Origin of the sequence: Hydrogenophaga sp. RWCD_12 (assembly GCF_046604225.1) — a bacterium.
Classification (GTDB): Bacteria; Pseudomonadota; Gammaproteobacteria; order Burkholderiales; family Burkholderiaceae_C; genus Hydrogenophaga.
In genome coordinates this window covers 668,209-686,059 of record NZ_JBKIXC010000002.1, presented here as the reverse complement: position 1 = coordinate 686,059, position 17,851 = coordinate 668,209, and the positions used below count along the sequence as shown (strand labels likewise).

The following is a 17,851-nucleotide window of genomic DNA, read 5'->3' as shown; positions in this document are numbered from 1 at the left end:
TCCTTCAATGGCCAGCTTCGGCGGCCTGCTGGTCGGCCAGCACCGAACCGAGGTAGGCCTCCTGCACCTTGGGGTTGGCGCGCACGGCTTCCGGCGTGTCGAAGGCTATCACTTCCCCATAGACCACCACCGCGATCTTGTCGGCCAGGCCGAACACCACGCCCATGTCGTGCTCCACGGTGAGCAGCGTCTTGCCCACCGTGACTTCGCGGATCAGGTCGATGAAGCGGCTGGTTTCGCTCTTGCTCATCCCGGCCGTCGGTTCGTCCAGCAGGATCACCGTGGCGCCGCCCGCGATGGTGATGCCGATCTCCAGCGCGCGCTGCTCGGCGTAGGTCAGGTTCATGGCCAGCGTGTCGCGCTTCTTGTCCAGCCGGATCATGCGCATCAGCTCTTCCGCCCGTTCGTTGGCGTCGGTCAGATCCGCGAGAAAGCGGAACAGCGTGTAGCGGTAGCCCAGGCTCCACAACACCCCGCAGCGCAGGTTCTCGAACACGCTGAGCTTGGGGAAGATGTTGGTGATCTGGAAGCTGCGCGAGAGGCCCAGGCGGTTGATCTCAAACGGCTTCTTGCCGTCGATGCGGGTGCCGTTGAGCACCACTTCGCCGCTGGTGGGGGCGAAGCGGCCGGAGATCAGGTTGAACAGCGTGGACTTGCCGGCGCCGTTGGGGCCGATGATGGCGATGCGCTCACCTGCGCGCACCGCGAGGTTGGCGCCACGGATGATCTCGGTCTTGCCGAAGCTCTTGCGCAGGTCGCGCAGCTCGAGGGCGTAGCCGCCGGCATGCACATGGCTCATGCCCTGGTCGAACCGCTCGGGGTCGGCGGCGTGGGGGGTGATGCTCATTCCGTCTCCCGGCGCTTGATCTCTTTTTCGATGTCGGTCTGGATCGCCGACCACTGGGCGGTGAAATGCCGGCGTGCGATCTCGAACACGCCCAGGCAGGTCAGCGTCACGAACAGCGCGCCGAACCAGGTCGCCCCGGCCCTGGTGTTCAGCTCCACGCCCAGGTACTTCACCGTGTCACCCATGGCCGCATTGAGCTTGAGGTGGTAGATCATCTCGACCATCGACCCGGCACCCAGCAACACCAGCAACGCGGTCACGCCCAGCGCCAGGTAGGCAACCCAGATCTCGCGCAGCCGCCCGAACGAGGCCACACGCAGGTTCATCATGATCAGGCTGGCGATGCCGCCTGGCGCGTACATGACCATGAACAGGAAGATCAGGCCCAGGTAGAGCAGCCAGGCCTTGGTCAGTTCGGACAGCAGCACGGCGGCGAGCACCATCAGGATGCCGCCGATGATCGGGCCGAAGAAGAAGGTCGCGCCGCCCAGGAAAGTGAACAGCAGGTAGCCACCCGAGCGCGCTGCGCCGACCACCTCGGCCGTCACGATCTCGAAGTTCAGAGCGCCCAGGCCCCCCGCGATGCCGGCGAAGAAGCCGGCGATCATGAACGCGAGGTAGCGCACCTTCTGCGTGTTGTAGCCGATGAACTCGACCCGCTCGGGGTTGTCGCGCACCGCGTTCAGGATGCGGCCCAGCGGTGTGCGCGTGAAGGCAAACATCAGCGCCACGCAGACGAAGGTGTAGAGCGCGATCAGGTAGTAGACCTGGATCGGCGGGCCGAAGGAAATACCCATGACGGGGTCTCCGATCACCCGGTTGCCCGACACACCAGCTTCACCGCCGAAGAAGTCCGAGAACATCAGCGACATCGCGAACACCAGCTCGGCCATGCCCAGCGTGATCATGGCAAACGGCGTGCCGGCCTTCTTGGTCGTCACGTAGCCAAACAGGATCGCGAAGAACAGGCCCGCGAAGCCGCCGACGATCGGCACCAGACTGACCGGAATCGGCCAGGAGCCGCCGGCCGCCGCGTTGAGCGCATGGATGGCGACGTAGGACCCGAGACCGGTGTAGACCGCGTGCCCGAAGCTGAGCATGCCACCCTGCCCGAGCAGGATGTTGTAGGACAGGCAGGCAATGATCGCGATGCCCATCTGCGCCAGCATGGTCACCGACAGGCTGCTGGTGAACACCTTGGGCGACACGAGCAGAACGAGCGCGAACAGCGACCAGATGACCCAGCGCCCGACGTTCCAGGGCTTGAATTCGTAATACGGCTTGGACATGTCGGCTTACCCTTCGCGCGTCCCGAGAAGACCCTTGGGCCGGAAGATCAGGATCAGCACCAGGAACAGGTAGGGCAGGATCGGCGCCACCTGCGACAGCGTGAGCTTGAGCACCGAGCTGTTCTGCGCCGCGGCCGACAGGGTCCAGCCCAGTTGCTGGGCGACGCTGACGAACGAGTGGTCCATGCCCACGGCGAAGGTCTGGATCACGCCGATCAGCAGCGAGGCCAGGAATGCGCCGGAGAGCGAGCCCATGCCGCCGACCACGACCACCACGAAGATCACCGAGCCCACCGTCCCGGCCATCGCCGGCTCGGTCACGAAGGTGCTGCCGCCAATCACGCCGGCCAGCCCGGCCAGACCGGTGCCTGCGCCGAACACCATCATCAGCACGCGCGGCACGTTGTGGCCCAGGCTCTCGACCATTTCCGGGTGGGAGAGCGAGGCCTGGATCACCAGGCCGATGCGGGTGCGCGTCAGCAGCAGCCACAGCGCCACCAGCATCAGCACCGCGATGCCCATCATGAAGGCGCGCGTGGCCGGGAACGGCGTGCAGATCACCCCTTCTGCGCTGCACACCGCCTGACCCGCGGCGCCCATGACCAGATGCAGACCTTCGGTGGCGTGATGCACCAGCGTGAAGGCCGGTCCGCGCAGCGCATCCGGCGGGGTGAACTCGACCGCGGTACGGCCCCAGATCAGCTGCACCAGTTCCAGCACGATGTACGACAGCCCGAAGGTCACCAGCAGCTCGGGCACATGCCCGAACTTGTGCACCTTGCGCAATGACAGCCGCTCGAACAGCGCCCCCAGCACCCCCACCGCCAGCGGCGCCACGATCAGCGCCGGCCAGAACCCGATCAGGCTCGACACCGTGTAGCCGATGTAGGCACCGATCATGTAGAAGCTGGCGTGCGCGAAATTGAGCACGCCCATCATGCTGAAGATGAGCGTCAGCCCCGAGCTCAACATGAACAGCAGCAAGCCGTAGCTCACGCCGTTGAGCATGGAGATGATGAAGAACTCCATGAAGCAGCCTTTCGAGGGCGAAGCGGTTGGAAGGAAAACAGAAGCGGACCGAGTATGGCCGCTCAGGCGACCAACATCACATCATGAATACACGATGAGGTCGGCGCGAAGCAACTCGGTCCAGAGCGCGGCGGAACCGGCTCCGCCGGGCCGCTCGCGCTGCCCCCTTGAGGGGGTGACGCGAAGCGGCGCGGGGGCGAGCCAGCTTACCCAGGCCGCTTCATCTGGCAGCTGGTCGGCGTGCTGGAGATGTAGGCCGGGAACTCCTTGACCGGGGCCAGCGTCATGCCGGTGTTTTCCGGACTGTAGGGGTACTTCTTGTCGGCCTTCTGCCAGACCGTCAGGAACAGCGGCTGCTGCAGCTGGTGGTCCAGCTTGCGCATTTCAACTTCACCACTGAAGCTGTTGAACTTCATGCCTTCCAGCGCAGCGGCCACCTTCACCGGGTCGGTCGACTTGGCCTTGGCCATGGCGTTGCCCAGCGCGTTGTAGATGTGGATCACCGAGCCGGTGTAGAAGTCGTCCTTGAACTTGGCGTTGAACTCGTCGGCCCACTTCTGCACCTGGCCACCCATGTTGTAGTGGTTGTAGGCGATCTGGAACACGCGGCCTTCGGCGGCGGTGCCCAGCGCGGTCGGCGTGCCGGTCACGCCGGTGTAGTAGGTGAAGAACTTGCCGGTGTAGCCGCCTTCGTTGGCGGCCTTGACCAGCAGCGCCAGGTCGGAACCCCAGTTGCCGGTGATCACCGTGTCGGCACCGGAGGCCTTGATCTTGGCGATGTAGGGCGAGAAGTCGCGCACCTGGGCCAGCGGATGGAGGTCTTCGCCAACGATCTGCACGTCGGGGCGCTTGCGGGCCAGGGTTTCCTTGGCGAACTTGGCGACCTGCTGCCCGTGCGAGTAGTTCTGGTTGAGCAGGTAGACCTTCTTGACGTCGGGCTTGTCCTTCATGAAGGTGGTCAGCGCCTCCATCTTCATCGAGGTGTCGGCGTCGAAGCGGAAGTGCCAGTAGCTGCACTTGCTGTTGGTGAAGTCGGGGTCCACGGCCGAGTGGTTCAGGAAGATGACTTCCTTGCCCGGGTTGCGCTCGTTGTGCTTGTTGACGGCATCGATCAGCGCGCCGGCGACCGACGAACCGTTGCCCTGGGTGATGTAACGCACGCCCTGGTCCAGCGCGGCCTTGAAGGCGTTCAGGCTTTCGGCCGGGCTGAGCTTGTTGTCCAGGCCGATCACTTCGAACTTCACGCCGGCCGGGTTGCTGGCGCTGAACTTCTCGGCGAAGAACTGGAAGCTCTTGAGCTGGTTGGAACCGACCGGTGCCATCAGGCCCGAGAGCGGATCGATCCACGCAATCTTGACGGTTTCACCCTTCTGGGCGTGGGCGGCACCGAAGGCCAAGACGAGAGCGGCAGCGGCAACAGACTGGTGTGCGAACTTCACGTGACATCTCCTGGAGAAAAGGAAGGCGTCAGCGTAGCGTCGGACCCCGACGGCAAGCTCAGGGAATGCCCTAGGCGCTATCGCGCAGGCGACTCTGCTTTCAGTTCCGTAGCAGCCGAGGTCCGTGCAACCCACCGCCCCCAACAAAGCCCACAGGCCGGGAGGCCGGCGGGCCAGTACATGCCGGGTACCCGACACGAACGCTCGGACGTCTTGGAATTGTTCTTGACGGTCACGGCACTCGCAATGAGAATGACTGTCATTCTCAAACTTTTCGACCGTATCCCATGAAACACGCTCTCGCTGCAGTCCTGATCCTGTGTGCCGCCTCTTCTGCCATGGCGGCCGACGAAGCCATCACCCTCACCATCGAAAAACACGTCTTCTCGCCCAAAGAAGTCAAGGTGCCGGCCGGCAAGAAGTTCGACCTCAAGGTGGTCAACAACGACGCCACGCCGGCCGAATTCGAGAGCAAGTCGCTGAGCCGCGAAAAGGTGATCCCCGCCAAGTCCTCGGCCATCGTCCACCTCGGCCCGCTCAAGCCGGGCCGCTACAGCTTCGTCGAAGAGTTCCACGAGAAGGAAGCTGGTGCCCAGGGCACCATCGTCGCCGAATAAACCCAGCCTCCCGGAACGTCCCCCATGTTCGCCGCCGCACTCATCGTCTTCCGCGAATCGCTGGAAGCTGCCCTCATCATTGGTGTGATGGCCGCAGCCACGCGCGGCATTCCCCGCCGCGGGCAATGGATGGGCGCAGGGCTCATCGCCGGCCTGATGGGTGCCGTGGCGGTCGCCTCCAGCATGGGTGCGATATCCAACTGGGCGGACGGTTCCGGGCAGGAGCTGTTCAACGCCGGCGTGCTGACGCTGGCGGTGTGCATGCTGGCCTGGCACAACATCTGGATGTCCAGCCATGGCCGCGAGATGGCCATGAATGTGAAAGACATGGCCAGGGCCATCCAGGATGGCAACAAGGCGCACTCCGCGATCTTCCTGGTGGTCGCACTGGCGGTGCTGCGCGAGGGCGCGGAGACGGTGCTGTTCCTGTACGGCGTGGCGACCAGCAGCGAAAACGGTCTGCGCGACACGCTGGCTGGCGGTGCGGCCGGCATCGCGGCCGGTGCACTGGTCGGCGGGCTGCTGTATGCCGGCATGCTGCGCATCCCGCTCAAGTGGTTCTTCAGCGCTGCCGGCGTGCTGGTCCTGCTGCTCGCAGCCAGCATGGCCTCCCAGGTGGCGCGGCTGCTAGTGCAGGCCGACGTGCTGCCCAGCCTGGCCACCCCGCTGTGGGACACCAGCGAGCTGCTGTCGGATTCATCGGCGCTGGGCACCCTGCTGCACGGCCTGGTCGGCTACGACCCGCAGCCCTCGGGCATGCAGATGCTGTTCTATGCCGTCACGCTGGTCGCGATCGCGACGGGCATGTGGCTCGTGGGCCGGCAAGGGTCCACGAGCCCCCGCACTCAGAGCGTCGGCAGCTTGTAGTCGGCCAGCTGCTGGCGCAGCGTCATCTTCTGCATCTTGCCGGTGGCACCCAGCGGGATGGCATCGACGAACACCACGTCGTCCGGGACCTGCCATTTGGCGATCTTGCCTTCGTAGAAGGCCAGCAGCTCGTCGCGCGACACCTCGGTGCCGGGCTTCTTGACCACCACCACGATCGGGCGCTCGTCCCACTTCGGATGCTTCATGCCGATGCAGGCCGCCATCGCCACCGCCGGATGGGCCATGGCGATGTTTTCCACGTCGATGGAGCTGATCCACTCGCCACCGGACTTGATCACGTCCTTGCTGCGGTCGGTGATCTGCATGAAACCGTCGGCGTCGATGGTCGCCACGTCGCCGGTCGGGAACCAGCCACGGCCGGCCTTGTCGTACTGCAGCGGATCGCCGCCTTCGCCCTTGAAGTAGCTGGCAATGATCCACGGGCCGCGCACCAGCAGGTCCCCATAGGCCTTGCCGTCCCACGGCTGCTCTTCGCCCAGCTCGTTGATGATCTTCATGTCGACGCCGAAAACGCTGCGACCCTGCTTGAGGCGCACCTTCATCTTTTCGTCGGCCGGCAGCGCCACCTGAGCGTTCTTGAGTGTGCACACGGTGCCCAGCGGCGACATCTCGGTCATGCCCCAGGCGTGGAGCACCTCGACGCCATACTGGTCGTTGAAGGCGGCAATCATCGCCGGCGGGCAGGCGGAGCCGCCGATCACCGTGCGCTTCATGGTGCTGAACTTCAGGCCACCGGCCTGCATGTGGCCCAGCAGCATCTGCCAGACGGTGGGCACGCCGGCCGCCATCGTCACCTTCTCCGATTCGATCAGTTCATAGACCGACTTGCCATCCATCGCCGGGCCGGGGAACACCAGCTTGCAGCCGACAGCGGCGGCCGAGTACGGCAGGCCCCAGGCGTTGACGTGGAACATGGGCACCACGGGCAGGATGGAATCGCGCGCCGAGCAGCCCAGCGCGTCAGGCAGCGCCGCACCGTACGCGTGCAGCAGCGTGGAGCGGTGCGAATACACGGCGCCCTTGGGATTGCCGGTGGTGCCACTGGTGTAGCACAAGCTCGACGCGCAGTTCTCGTCAAACTCGGGCCAGGTGTAGGTGTCGTCGGCGGCGCCGATCCAGGCTTCGTAGCTGTGCAGGTTGGGAATGCCGGTCTCAGCCGGCAGCTTGTCGGCGTCGCACAGCGCGATCCAGTGCTTGACGCCTGGGCACTTGCTCCAGACCGCCTGCACCAGCGGCAGGAAGGTCATGTCGAAACACAGGGCACGGTCGTCGGCATGGTTGACGATCCAGACCAGTTGCTCGGGGTGCAGGCGCGGGTTGAGCGTGTGCAGCACCCGACCAGAGCCGCTGACGCCGAAATACAGCTCGAGGTGGCGGTAGCCGTTCCAGGCCAGTGTGCCGACCCGTTCGCCAAAGCCCAGGTGCAGGCTGTCCAGGGCATTGGCCACGCGGCGCGCACGGGCGGCGATCTGGCCCCAGTTGGTGCGGTGGATGTCGCCCTCGACCCGGCGCGACACGATTTCAGTTCCGCTGTGGTGGCGGTCGGCGTGGACGATGAGGTTGGAAATCAGCAGCGGTTGGCTTTGCATCTGGCCCAGCATGGGGGTTGTCTCCTTGGCTTGATAAAAAAAGAACGGTCGTTCGTTTTCAAACCCCACATCATGCCTGAAACCACCCGGGAGCGACAATACGTTCCCACCCCCGACACCACCGACTGGAGCCGCCCATGAGCCAATTCCCGATCCAGAAAACCGAGGCCGAATGGCGCGCCTTGCTGGCCGACAAAGGTGCCGAACCGGCGGCCTTTGAAGTCACGCGCCATGCCCACACCGAACGCCCTTTCACCGGCAAGTACGAAGCTGTCTGGGCAGACGGCAGCTACCACTGCGTCTGCTGCGGCAACCACCTGTTCGACTCGGGCACCAAGTTCGACGCCGGCTGCGGCTGGCCCAGCTTCTGGAAGGCGATTCCCGGTGCCATCACCGAGATCAGCGACCGCAGCCACGGCATGGTGCGCACCGAGACCGTCTGCAGCCAATGCGGCGCCCACCTGGGCCACGTCTTTGAAGACGGCCCGGCACCCAGCGGGCTGAGATACTGCATGAACTCCGCTTCCATCGACCTGCAACCCAAGTAACGCCCACCCGGAAGGAAACGCCATGAAAGCCCAGAACATCCTCCAGACCATCGGCGGCACGCCGCATGTGCGCATCAACCGCCTGTTCGGCGACGCCAGCCAGCAGGTGTGGATCAAGTCCGAGCGCAGCAACCCGGGTGGCTCGATCAAGGACCGGATCGCGCTGTCGATGGTGGAAGACGCAGAAGCCTCGGGCGCGCTCAAGCCGGGTGGCACCATCGTCGAGCCCACCTCGGGCAACACCGGCATCGGCCTGGCCATGGTCGCCGCGGTCAAAGGCTACAAGCTGGTGCTGGTGATGCCCGACAGCATGAGCATCGAGCGCCGCCGCCTGATGCTGGCCTACGGCGCCAGCTTCGACCTGACGCCCCGCGAAAAGGGCATGAAGGGCGCCATCGCCCGCGCCGAAGAACTCGTCGCCAGCACCCCCGGCGCCTGGATGCCGCAGCAGTTCAACAACCCGGCCAACATCGCGGTGCACGTGAAGACCACGGCACAGGAAATCCTGGCCGACTTCCCCGACGGTCTGGACGTGCTGATCACTGGCGTCGGCACCGGTGGTCACCTCAGCGGCTGCGCCCAGGTACTCAAGGCCCAGTGGCCGCAGCTCAAGGTATTTGCGGTCGAACCCACCGCTTCGCCAGTGATTTCCGGTGGCGCACCTTCGCCCCACCCGATCCAGGGCATCGGCGCAGGTTTCATCCCGGGCAACCTCAAGACCGAACTGCTCGACGGCGTGATCCAGGTCGACGCCGAACCCGCGCGCGAAATGGCGCGGCGCTGCGCGCGCGAAGAAGGGATGCTGGTGGGCATCTCGTCGGGCGCCACGCTGCAGGCGATCGCCCAGAAGCTGCCCGAGCTGCCGGCGAACGCCCGCGTGCTGGGTTTCAACTACGACACTGGCGAGCGCTACCTCTCGGTCGAAGGCTTCCTGCCGGCATGAGCGCCGACACCGACGAGCGCCTGGCGCAGCTGGAAATCAAGATCAGCTATCTGGAGGATCTGGTCGACACGCTCAACACCATGGTGGCGAAGCAGCACGACCAGATCGCCCGCCTGGCGCACGAAGTCGGGTCGCTGCGGCAGCGGCAGGACGAGTCGCAGGCGCCAGGCTTTCGCAGCCTGCGCGACGAACTGCCGCCACACTACTGAACCCTGGCGGGATCACTGGCGGCCGGTCGACGCGTAGTGCGCGGCCAGGGCCTCGGCCCGGCTCATCTCGCGCACCGTGCCGTGCTCCAGCCGGAAGAAGCGGTTGCAGTAGCGTTCGATCAGTTCGTCGTTGTGGGTCGCGAACACGAAGATACCGACCTTCTGGATCAGGCTCTCCATGCGCCGTTTCGCGTTGACCTGGAACTCGGCGTCGCCCATGCCGAAGATCTCGTCGACCAGCAGGATTTCCGGCTGCACCGTGGTCGCCACCGCGAACATCAGCCGCGTCGACATGCCCGAGGAATAGGTCCGCACCGGCAGGCGCAAGAAGTCGCCGAGCTGGCAGAAGGTCTCGATGTCGGCCACGTGGGCCTCGATCTCTTTCAGGCTCATGCCCAGCAGCACGCCCATGCGCGTGATGTTCTCGTAGCCCGAGAGTTCGCCGTCAATGCCGGCCCCGAGTTCCAGCATGGTCGAGACCCGGCCTCCGCGCTCGATGCTGCCGGAGATCGGCGTGTAGACCCCCGCCAGCGTGCGCAGCATGGTGCTCTTGCCGGCGCCGTTGTGGCCCATCAGCGCCACCGCGTCACCGTCGCGCAGGTCGAAGGACACATCCTTGAGCGCGGTCACCACGCTGACCTGCCCGGCGTCGCGCTCGATGCGCCCGCCGGTGCTTACGCGCAGGATCTGGTTGCGCAGCGAGAAGCTGCGGCTGTTGTAGATCGGGTACTGCACCGTCACGTTCCGGAGCGTCAGTCTTGCCATGCTCAGATCCAGAAGGCGATGCGGTCGCGCTTGTCGTTGAAGAGCCAGAACGCCAGCGCCAGTCCGGCGGCCAGCGCGCCCAGGTTGGCCCAGACCACGAACATCGGCGGCGCATGGCCCAGCAGGGGCGAACGCACCAGCTCGATGGCGTGCGACAGCGGGTTGAACCAGAGGATCTTCTCGCTGAACGGCAGGTAGTTGGGCCGGTAGAACACCGGGCTGATGAACATCAGCAGCGGCAGCACGGCACCGATGATGTGCTCCAGGTCGCGAAAGCGCGCGCCCAGGATGCTCACCACCACGCAGACCCAGTAAAGGTTGAGCAGCAGCACCAGCAGCGCCGGCACCACCAGCAGCGTGGCCCAGCCGACGGGCAAACCGTACAGCAGTCCCACCACGAGGAGGATGGGCAGGTTGTGCAGCAGGTTCACCACATGCCGCAGCACCAGTTGCGGCGGATAGATCGACAGTGGCAGGCTGAGGTTGCGGATGACGGACGACTGCCGCGCGTAGACGGTGCTCGACTCGCTCAGCACACCGGCGATGAACTGCCAGAGGATCAGGCCGGCCGTCAGCGTGGGCACAAACTGCGCGGCCGGAATATGCATCAGCTCGCTCCAGAGCAGCCCCAGGCCGATGGAGCCGGCAGCCGTGCCCAGCGTCAGCCACAGCGGCCCAAGCACGCTGCGCTTGTAGCGGGCACGCACGTCGCTGAGCGCCATGAAACTGATGATGGGCCAGCACCGCAGGCCGGCGGTGATGTCCTTCACCGCCGGAGATCGACGCCAACCGCCAGCGACATCCATGCAAAACACTCCGTTACAAAAGTCGGCGTGAGGCTATCACAGGGTCACGCCAGGGAGCCGTCAGAAAGTCAGAAGCCCAGGCGGCTGCCCGCCCCCAGCAGCGTCGCCACGCCCAGCACAGCAAAGATGCCGGCCGCGATCGAGTGCACCAGCTTCATCGGGATCTTGTTGGCCAGCCGGTCGCCGACGAACACCGCCGGCACGTCCGCGATCAGCATGCCCAGCGTGGTGCCGATCACGACCAGCAACGGTGCGCCGTAGTGCGCCGCCATCGCCACCGTGGCGATCTGCGTCTTGTCGCCCATCTCGGCCAGGAAGAAGGTGATCAGCGTGGCGCCGAACACGCCCAGCTTCTGCGCCACCTGGGTCTCTTCTTCCTCGATCTTGTCGGGAATCAGGGTCCAGACCGCCATGCCGATGAACGAGGCGCCAAGCACCCAGCGCAGCACTTCGGGACTGACGTTGGCCGTGATCCAGGCACCCAGTGCCCCGGCCAGGCCGTGGTTGACGATGGTGGCCAGCAGAATGCCGGCAATGATGGGCAGCGGCTTCTTGAAGCGGGCCGCGAGGATGAAGGCGAGCAGTTGCGTCTTGTCGCCGATTTCGGCCAGGGCAACGACACCGGTGGAGACGAAGAGGGATTCCAGCATGGGATCTTTCATGGGCCGGCGCAGAACGCGTTTGACCACGACGCGCCCCCGGCCTCAAGCGGGGCATCGTGGTCAAAGGTCTTGCCAGGTGCGGGACTGCCTGCGCCATGACCGGTGAAGGTCAAGTCTGTTGACGCAGGCCTCTTCAGGGTGAAGAGCGGCTACTCCCCAATGACCTGGCGATTGTAGCCGGGGGCGTTACCGTCCCTCGGTCACAGGGCCCGCTGGGGCGCGTCGTCCTCGCGCCAGGCCGGCCCAGCCTTGGCCAGCGTCATCCAGACGTGAAACGGCAGCCGCTCGATGGCACGCCGGGGCGCCTCACGGGCCACACGCAGCACGCCGCGCTCGACCAGCATCACGCCGCACTCGGGCGGAACCTCGTCGGGCGCGCCGATCGGCCGGCCCTTCGCGTCTTCGCCCAGCACGTACCAGCAGGCGCCGGCCATGCCCAGGTAGGCGGCGCGCTTGGCGGGCCGCTTCAGGTCGCCCAGCAGGTCGGAGCGCTGCACCTTGATCTCGTGCACGACCGGTTCAAGATAGGCCTCGACCGAGCTGTGCCGGATCGAGAACACATCCGGACAGGCCATGCACCAGCCGTGCGCAGGTGACGGCTCGGGCGCGGCCAGTTCGGTCCACAGGCCATCGGGGCGGGGTTCCTGCGCCAAAATCCCGGCAGGTTCACCCAGCAGCAGCTCCATCGGCAGGGCCACCCGCAGCGCCAGGCCGCGCCAGGCCAGGCGCCCGGACCGCGCCATCGCGGTGGCGACCTGCTCGACCAGGGCCTCGTGCGCCGAACGCGCGGCCTTGTTGCCCGCAAAGACGCGCGCGAGCAGCTGGATGCCCGCATCGGTCACGCGCAGGCGTTCGCGCCCCTCATCCAGATGCCGCTCCAGCAGCCCCGCTGCCAGCAGTTCGACCTCGACGATGTCCTGGCAAGGCCAGCCGGCCGAGCGGTGGATGTCGCGCAGGCGCCGGTGGTGCACGCGGCCAATGGCGGGGAAAGAGTCGGGGCTTTCTGGCATGGGGGACTGACTATATATCCAGTACCATCGCTGTCAACCTGCCAACGCCCCGTGAGCGATCCTGCCTCCCCTTCCGCCCCAGCCGAAGCAGCCTTCCTGACGGACGAGCCGCTGCTGGTGGCGGTGCGCACGCTCTGCCACTTCACCGCCCGCAGCGGCGACCTCGACCTGCGCTTCACACCCTCGCCCACCGGCACCGAAGGCATCGCCGGCCACCAGACCGTGACCGCCCGGCGCGCCGCCGGCTACCAGCGCGAAGTGCCGCTGAGCGCGCGGCAGGGGCCGCTGACGGTGCAGGGCCGCGCCGACGGTTTCGACAGCGTCGCCAAACGCGTCGAGGAAATCAAGACCCGGCGCGGCGACGCCGGCCAGGTGCCGCCCAACCACCAGGCGCTGCACCAAGCACAGGCCCGCGTCTACGGCTGGATGTTGTGCGAGCAGCTCGGGCTGGACCGCATCGAGGTTGCGCTGGTGTACTTCGACATCGACAGCGGCCAGGAAACGGTGCACACCGAATCCTGCAGCGCGGAGGAACTCAAGGCCTTCTTCGACGACCTGTGCCGGCGCTACCTGGACTGGGCGCGCGCGGAGCAGGCACACCGCCGCCAGCGCGATGCGGCCCTGTCGGCGCTGGTGTTCCCGTTCGACACCTTCCGGCCGGGCCAGCGCGAACTCGCCGCCGACGTCTACCGCGCGCAGGTTCGCAGCCGCCACCTGCTGGCCCAGGCGCCGACGGGCATCGGCAAGACCCTGGCCACTTTGTTCGGCGGGCTGCGCGCGGCACCCTCGCAACGCACCGACCGCCTGCTGTTCCTGACCGCGCGCACCACCGGGCGGCAGCTCGCGCTGGACGGTCTGGCGCGTCTGGGAGCGCCGCAGCGCCTGCCGTTGCGGGTGCTGGAGCGGGTCGCGCGCGACAAGGCCTGTGAACACCCCGACAAGGCCTGTCATGGCGAATCCTGCCCGCTGGCCAAGGGCTTCTATGACCGCCTGCCCGCCGCGCGCGCGGCGGCTGCGCAGGTCGCCTGGCTGGACCGCGACACGCTGCGCGAAACCGCCCTGGCGCACGGCATCTGCCCCTACTACCTCGGGCAGGAAATGCAACGCTGGTGCGATGTGCTGGTGGGCGACTACAACCACTGGTTCGATGTGGGCGCGCACTGGTTCGCGCTGGCGCAGGACGAAGGCTGGCAGGTCACGCTGCTGGTCGACGAGGCGCACAACCTGATCGAGCGCGCGCGCAAGATGTACAGCGCCACGCTGGACGCCCACGAATTCCTGCGCCTGCGCCACGGCGCGCCGCCCGGGATCCGCCAGGCCATGGACACGCTGCACCGGCGCTGGAGCGCGCTGGCGCGCGAGCTGGAAACCCCGGACAACGACACCACCCCGCTGCCCGAGGGCGTGCCGGCCGACTGGCTGACCACGCTGCAGAACACCGCCGCGGCCATCACCGAAGAACTCGCCACGGCCCGCGACACCGTCGCCGACGCGCCTCTGCTGCTGTGGGCCTTCGAGGCGATGCATTTCGTGCGCATCGCCGAACAGTTCGGCGAACACTCGCTGTGCGACGCCGGCCCCTGGGCCTCGGCGCCGGGCGGGCGGGGGCGGCGTCTTCCGACCCTGCGCATCCGCAACGTGGTGCCCGGCCCGTGGCTGCAGGAACGCTGGCAGGTCGCCCGCAGCGCGACGCTGTTTTCCGCCACGCTGGCCCCGGTCGGGCACATCCGCACCATGCTCGGCCTGCCCGACGACACCGCACACATCGACCTGCCATCGCCGTTCGCGGCCGAGCAGCTGCAGGTGCGCATCGCGCCCTGGATCTCGACCCGCTACCGCGACCGCGAGCGCTCCCTGGACGCGCTGGTGCAGGTGATCTCGGCGCAATACCAGGAACGGCCGGGCAACTACCTCGCGTTCTTCAGCAGCTTCGACTACCTCGACCGCGCGCTGCAGCGCCTGGGCCAGAGCGCGGTCGACATCCCGGTCTGGTCACAGACCCGGGGCATGGCCGAGGCCGACCGCGACGCCTTCATCGCCCGCTTCGTCGACGGTGGGAGCGGCATCGGTTTCGCCGTGCTGGGCGGTGCGTTCGGCGAAGGCATCGACCTGCCGGGCGAGCGGCTGGTGGGCGCCTTCATCGCGACGCTCGGCATGCCGCAGGTCAACGCCGACAACGAGCGCATGCGCGAACGTCTGCAGACGATGACCGGCGAAGGCCACGACGCGACCTACCTGTTCCCGGGCGTGATGAAGGTGGTGCAGGCAGCGGGCCGCGTGATCCGATCCGAGCAGGACCGTGGCGTGGTCTGGCTGCTGGACGACCGTTACGCGCGGGCCGAGGTGCGCCGGCTGCTGCCGGCCTGGTGGCAGGTGGCGATCGCCGCGCGGCCCTGAAGCGGTCAGTTGCGTCCGCCGCGGTTGCGACCGCGCCCGGAATCGCCCCCGGAGTCGCCTCCGCCCGAGGAGCCGCTGCTCCCGGGCGAGCCACCGCTTCCCGACGAACCGCTGCTCCCTGAAGAGCCACTTCCGCCCGACGAGCCGCTGCTGCCGGAAGACCCGCTGCCACCCGACGATCCGCTCCCGCCCGATGAACCGCTGCCGGACGAACCACCGCCCGACGAACCACCGGAAGAGCCTCCTGAAGAGCCGCTGCCACCAGAGGATCCACTGCTCCCCGATGAGCCACTGCTGCCTGACGAGCCGCTGCCGCCAGAAGAACCACCACGGCCACGCCCCGAGTCGCCCCCCGAGCCGCTGTTGCTGCCCGACGAACCACTGCTGCCGGAAGAGCCGCTGCTGCCCGAGGACCCACCGCGGCCCCGGCCCCCGCCATCGTCCGAACCACTGTTGCGCGAAGAACTGCTGCTGGAAGAACCGCTGCCCGAAGCAGCTGGTGTGCTCGATGTGGTCGGGGATGTCGTCGTCGCCGGCGCCGTTGCGGCGGCGGCCGCGGGTGCCGTGACCGCCGTCGCCGAGCGCACGAACTCGCCACGCCGGCCCTCTGTCCGCACTTCGATGCGTTGCACCGTCAGACGCTGCTGGTCGTCGACGCGGGCACGCACCTGCACCGACTGGTCCACCTTCAACGACTGCAGGTCGCCGCCGTACACCGTCACCTTGTCATCGAGTTTCAGCGACTCGTAACCCAGTTGCAGTTCGCCACCGCGCAGACCGTGCACATAGCCCTGCAGCAGCACGTCCCTGGCGCCACCCAGCGCCTGGCGCGTGGGCTGGATGCGCCATTCGCGCACCCGCAACCGGCCGTCTTCCCAATCGCCGCTGACGCTCACTTCCTGCCCCTCACGCAGACCCGGCGGCAGCGAGGTGACCGTCAGCGGCGTACCGCCCACGGACAGCCCCGCGACACCCGCAACCGCATAGGCACCGGAAACAAAGGCCTTCGCCGGCAACGCCGCCCGCTGCACCCGCGTCGCGCGGATCTCGCCGCTGTTCAGCCGCTGTCCGCTGACCCGCACCCAGTCGCCGACCGCCAGCCCCTGCAGGTCATTCTTTTCGAGTGCGATGGCCGGTTGGCCCAACACCGAAAACCGGCCCGAGGCCGCATCGACCGCGGTCAGCGGCCCGACGGCAGCGTCGATCACCGACACGCGGCTGGCGCGCAACTGGTCGCCCTCACCCGTGGCCTGCAAGGCCACCAGCTGCCCGACTTCGAGCGCCGAAAGGGGCGCGGATTCACCGTCGCGCTCCACCGGCGTCGATGGCTCGTATTCCACCTCGACACCGTTGACGCAGATGCTGGCGAAGCCGGTCACCACGCCCACGATGCCCGTGCCGCCCAGACCCTTGTCGCCTGCGGCCATCGGCTTGCCGGTGCCACCCAGCCCGCTCCCAACACCCGCCACCACCGGCGCGCCGGTACCGCCCAGACCATTGCCCACGCCCGCCTGCAAAGGCCGGCCGGTCCCGCCAATGCCACCGGGGTCCGGGCCCCGCGCCACCGGTGCCCCGCTGCCACCCAGGCCCGGCGCCATCTTGGCCGGGTTGGTGAGCGAAGCGACGCTGCAGGCGGCCGCACCAGGCGTCAGCGGCGCATTGGCCACCGTGCCGCAGGCGGCCAGGGCCAGCAGCGACCACAGTGCGCCCAGCCGGCGCAGCGAGAGAGAAAGCTTCATGGCGCGTTCCCTCCCTGGGTCGGCTCGGTGGCGGGTTCGTCGGCGACCCGCTCGGTGAAGAAGTACATGCCGAAGGTGAAGCGCTGGTCGGCGGGCTTGCCGCCGGCTTCGGCGGCCACCTGGTCCTGTGCCTCGGCGTCCATCGCGGCCTTGTTGATCGCCAGCAGGGCCTTCATGCCCAGTTGCTCGGACATCTTGTTGAGCTTCTCGACCGAGGCTGGCGTCAGGGCGTTGTAGTGCACGCTTCGCTCCATGAACGGCGGCTTGCCGGCCAGCAGGTTGTGCACCGCCGCCGACGCGTGGTCGTGCAGGTTGTGGCCGAGGTAGAAGGCCTTCTCGTCGGCACCGTGCGTGGGCACGAAGGCCGCGGTGTTCAGGCAGACGCGCCCGACTTCATCGAGATGCACCACGCCCAGGCTCAGCCATTCGTCGAGCACGACGCGCGAGCGGATGTCGCTGTTCACGCTGGTCACCAGCGACTCGAATGACAGCTCACCGCCCTCGCTGGCCAGCCGCGCCAGCGGCCGCGGGCTGCCGTCTTCCAGCAGGTATTTCGGCTGCCCCATCCAGTGCGCCACCAGCTGGGCGCCGCGAGGCACCACAGAGGGTTCGATGGGCTCGGCCGCGTCCAGCAGGCTGCGCAGCCGCGCCACGTCCTTGCGGTGCACGCCGCTGACCAGGCTCACGCGGCTGTCGGTGGGCGGCTTGTTGTCCAGGCGGAAGTCCTGCTCTGCGACTTCGACGAACAGCCCCTTGAGCAGGTCCGACAGATAGGGATAGGTGATTCCGTGCGCGAGCATCAGCCGCACCAGCGGTCGCAACAGCTTGCGCAGGGCCCGCACCAGCGCAGGCGAAGGGCCACCGGGAGCGGCGCCACGCAAGGCAGCAGAAGGTTCGGGAGAAGCAGACATGTCAGATGGCCGACGGGTTCTGTAGGGGTGTCACGAAGTTTAACACTTTACGTGGGAAAAATTCACACAAACTATTGACGTGGGAAATTTTCCCACTCACAATGCAGCCATGCGTGAGAAAACTTCCCACACATACAGATCAGTTCCCCGTTCACACACCTCT

17 protein-coding genes and 1 riboswitch are annotated in these 17,851 nt (G+C 66.9%); of the genes, 6 read left to right on the top strand and 11 right to left on the bottom strand.

The window, feature by feature from the left end; all coding sequences use genetic code 11:
- Window positions 1-4: 4 nt before the first annotated feature.
- The 4 genes from ACLIJ1_RS10375 to ACLIJ1_RS10360 form a co-directional block, all read right to left on the bottom strand.
- A complete protein-coding gene (locus ACLIJ1_RS10375; RefSeq protein WP_411365746.1) occupies window positions 5-799 on the bottom strand; it encodes an ABC transporter ATP-binding protein in 795 nt (264 codons plus the stop codon).
- A gap of 44 nt (window positions 800-843) precedes the next feature.
- Window positions 844-2,136, bottom strand: coding sequence for a branched-chain amino acid ABC transporter permease (locus ACLIJ1_RS10370; protein ID WP_411365432.1), 1,293 nt, complete (start codon window positions 2,134-2,136; stop codon window positions 844-846).
- Window positions 2,137-2,142: 6 nt separating this feature from the next.
- The gene (locus ACLIJ1_RS10365) at window positions 2,143-3,165 is read right to left on the bottom strand and encodes a branched-chain amino acid ABC transporter permease (protein ID WP_411365431.1); all 1,023 of its coding nucleotides are present in this window, start codon (window positions 3,163-3,165) and stop codon (window positions 2,143-2,145) included.
- Window positions 3,166-3,371: 206 nt separating this feature from the next.
- The gene (locus ACLIJ1_RS10360; RefSeq protein ID WP_411365430.1) at window positions 3,372-4,604 is read right to left on the bottom strand and encodes a branched-chain amino acid ABC transporter substrate-binding protein; all 1,233 of its coding nucleotides are present in this window, start codon (window positions 4,602-4,604) and stop codon (window positions 3,372-3,374) included.
- A 287-nt stretch (window positions 4,605-4,891) separates the two neighbouring features.
- On the opposite strand from ACLIJ1_RS10360, the gene ACLIJ1_RS10355 reads away from it, so the two are divergent.
- Window positions 4,892-5,221: a cupredoxin domain-containing protein gene (locus ACLIJ1_RS10355; protein ID WP_411365429.1), complete on the top strand. Its 330-nt coding sequence runs from the start codon at window positions 4,892-4,894 to the stop codon at window positions 5,219-5,221.
- A 24-nt stretch (window positions 5,222-5,245) separates the two neighbouring features.
- Window positions 5,246-6,088, top strand: a complete 843-nt coding sequence (locus tag ACLIJ1_RS10350; RefSeq protein WP_411365428.1) for an FTR1 family protein — start codon at window positions 5,246-5,248, stop codon at window positions 6,086-6,088.
- Here the strand turns inward: ACLIJ1_RS10350 and ACLIJ1_RS10345 are convergent.
- Window positions 6,067-7,710, bottom strand: coding sequence for a 3-(methylthio)propionyl-CoA ligase (locus ACLIJ1_RS10345; protein ID WP_411365427.1), 1,644 nt, complete (start codon window positions 7,708-7,710; stop codon window positions 6,067-6,069). The genes ACLIJ1_RS10350 and ACLIJ1_RS10345 overlap by 22 nt on opposite strands.
- Window positions 7,711-7,835: 125 nt before the next feature.
- Here ACLIJ1_RS10345 and msrB point away from each other — a divergent pair, with 125 nt between their 5' ends.
- Genes msrB through ACLIJ1_RS10330 form a run of 3 tightly spaced genes read left to right on the top strand, consistent with a single transcriptional unit; the run spans window position 7,836 to window position 9,398 of the window.
- Window positions 7,836-8,246 (top strand): peptide-methionine (R)-S-oxide reductase MsrB, encoded by a 411-nt coding sequence (msrB, locus tag ACLIJ1_RS10340; protein WP_411365426.1) that lies wholly within the window; start codon window positions 7,836-7,838, stop codon window positions 8,244-8,246.
- Between the two features lie 22 nt (window positions 8,247-8,268).
- Entirely contained in the window at window positions 8,269-9,189 is a 921-nt protein-coding gene (cysK, locus tag ACLIJ1_RS10335) for a cysteine synthase A (protein WP_411365425.1), read from the top strand.
- Window positions 9,186-9,398, top strand: a complete 213-nt coding sequence (locus ACLIJ1_RS10330) for a SlyX family protein (RefSeq protein ID WP_411365424.1) — start codon at window positions 9,186-9,188, stop codon at window positions 9,396-9,398. Before cysK ends, ACLIJ1_RS10330 begins: the two co-directional genes overlap by 4 nt.
- Window positions 9,399-9,410: 12 nt before the next feature.
- Here ACLIJ1_RS10330 and ACLIJ1_RS10325 read toward each other — a convergent pair whose 3' ends face one another.
- From ACLIJ1_RS10325 to ACLIJ1_RS10310, 4 genes are all read right to left on the bottom strand, one after another.
- Window positions 9,411-10,163 (bottom strand): ABC transporter ATP-binding protein, encoded by a 753-nt coding sequence (locus ACLIJ1_RS10325; RefSeq protein WP_411365423.1) that lies wholly within the window; start codon window positions 10,161-10,163, stop codon window positions 9,411-9,413.
- Window positions 10,164-10,165: 2 nt separating this feature from the next.
- Window positions 10,166-10,969, bottom strand: coding sequence for an ABC transporter permease (locus ACLIJ1_RS10320; protein WP_411365422.1), 804 nt, complete (start codon window positions 10,967-10,969; stop codon window positions 10,166-10,168).
- Between the two features lie 68 nt (window positions 10,970-11,037).
- Window positions 11,038-11,616, bottom strand: a complete 579-nt coding sequence (locus ACLIJ1_RS10315) for a TMEM165/GDT1 family protein (RefSeq protein WP_411365745.1) — start codon at window positions 11,614-11,616, stop codon at window positions 11,038-11,040.
- A gap of 17 nt (window positions 11,617-11,633) precedes the next feature.
- Window positions 11,634-11,801: riboswitch (yybP-ykoY riboswitch) on the bottom strand.
- Window positions 11,802-11,831: 30 nt separating this feature from the next.
- Window positions 11,832-12,641 (bottom strand): hypothetical protein, encoded by an 810-nt coding sequence (locus ACLIJ1_RS10310; RefSeq protein ID WP_411365421.1) that lies wholly within the window; start codon window positions 12,639-12,641, stop codon window positions 11,832-11,834.
- A 51-nt stretch (window positions 12,642-12,692) separates the two neighbouring features.
- Between ACLIJ1_RS10310 and ACLIJ1_RS10305 the strand changes: the two genes are divergently transcribed.
- Complete coding sequence (locus tag ACLIJ1_RS10305) at window positions 12,693-15,038, top strand: ATP-dependent DNA helicase (RefSeq protein WP_411365420.1); 2,346 nt, start codon at window positions 12,693-12,695, stop codon at window positions 15,036-15,038.
- 5 nt (window positions 15,039-15,043) lie between these two features.
- Here the strand turns inward: ACLIJ1_RS10305 and ACLIJ1_RS10300 are convergent, their stop codons facing one another.
- Window positions 15,044-16,777 carry a DUF5666 domain-containing protein gene (locus ACLIJ1_RS10300; RefSeq protein ID WP_411365419.1) on the bottom strand — a complete coding sequence of 578 codons (1,734 nt, stop codon included), beginning with the start codon at window positions 16,775-16,777 and terminating at the stop codon, window positions 15,044-15,046.
- A complete protein-coding gene (locus tag ACLIJ1_RS10295) occupies window positions 16,774-17,688 on the bottom strand; it encodes a DUF6502 family protein (RefSeq protein WP_411365418.1) in 915 nt (304 codons plus the stop codon). Before ACLIJ1_RS10295 ends, ACLIJ1_RS10300 begins: the two co-directional genes overlap by 4 nt.
- Between the last annotated feature and the right edge of the window lie 163 nt (window positions 17,689-17,851).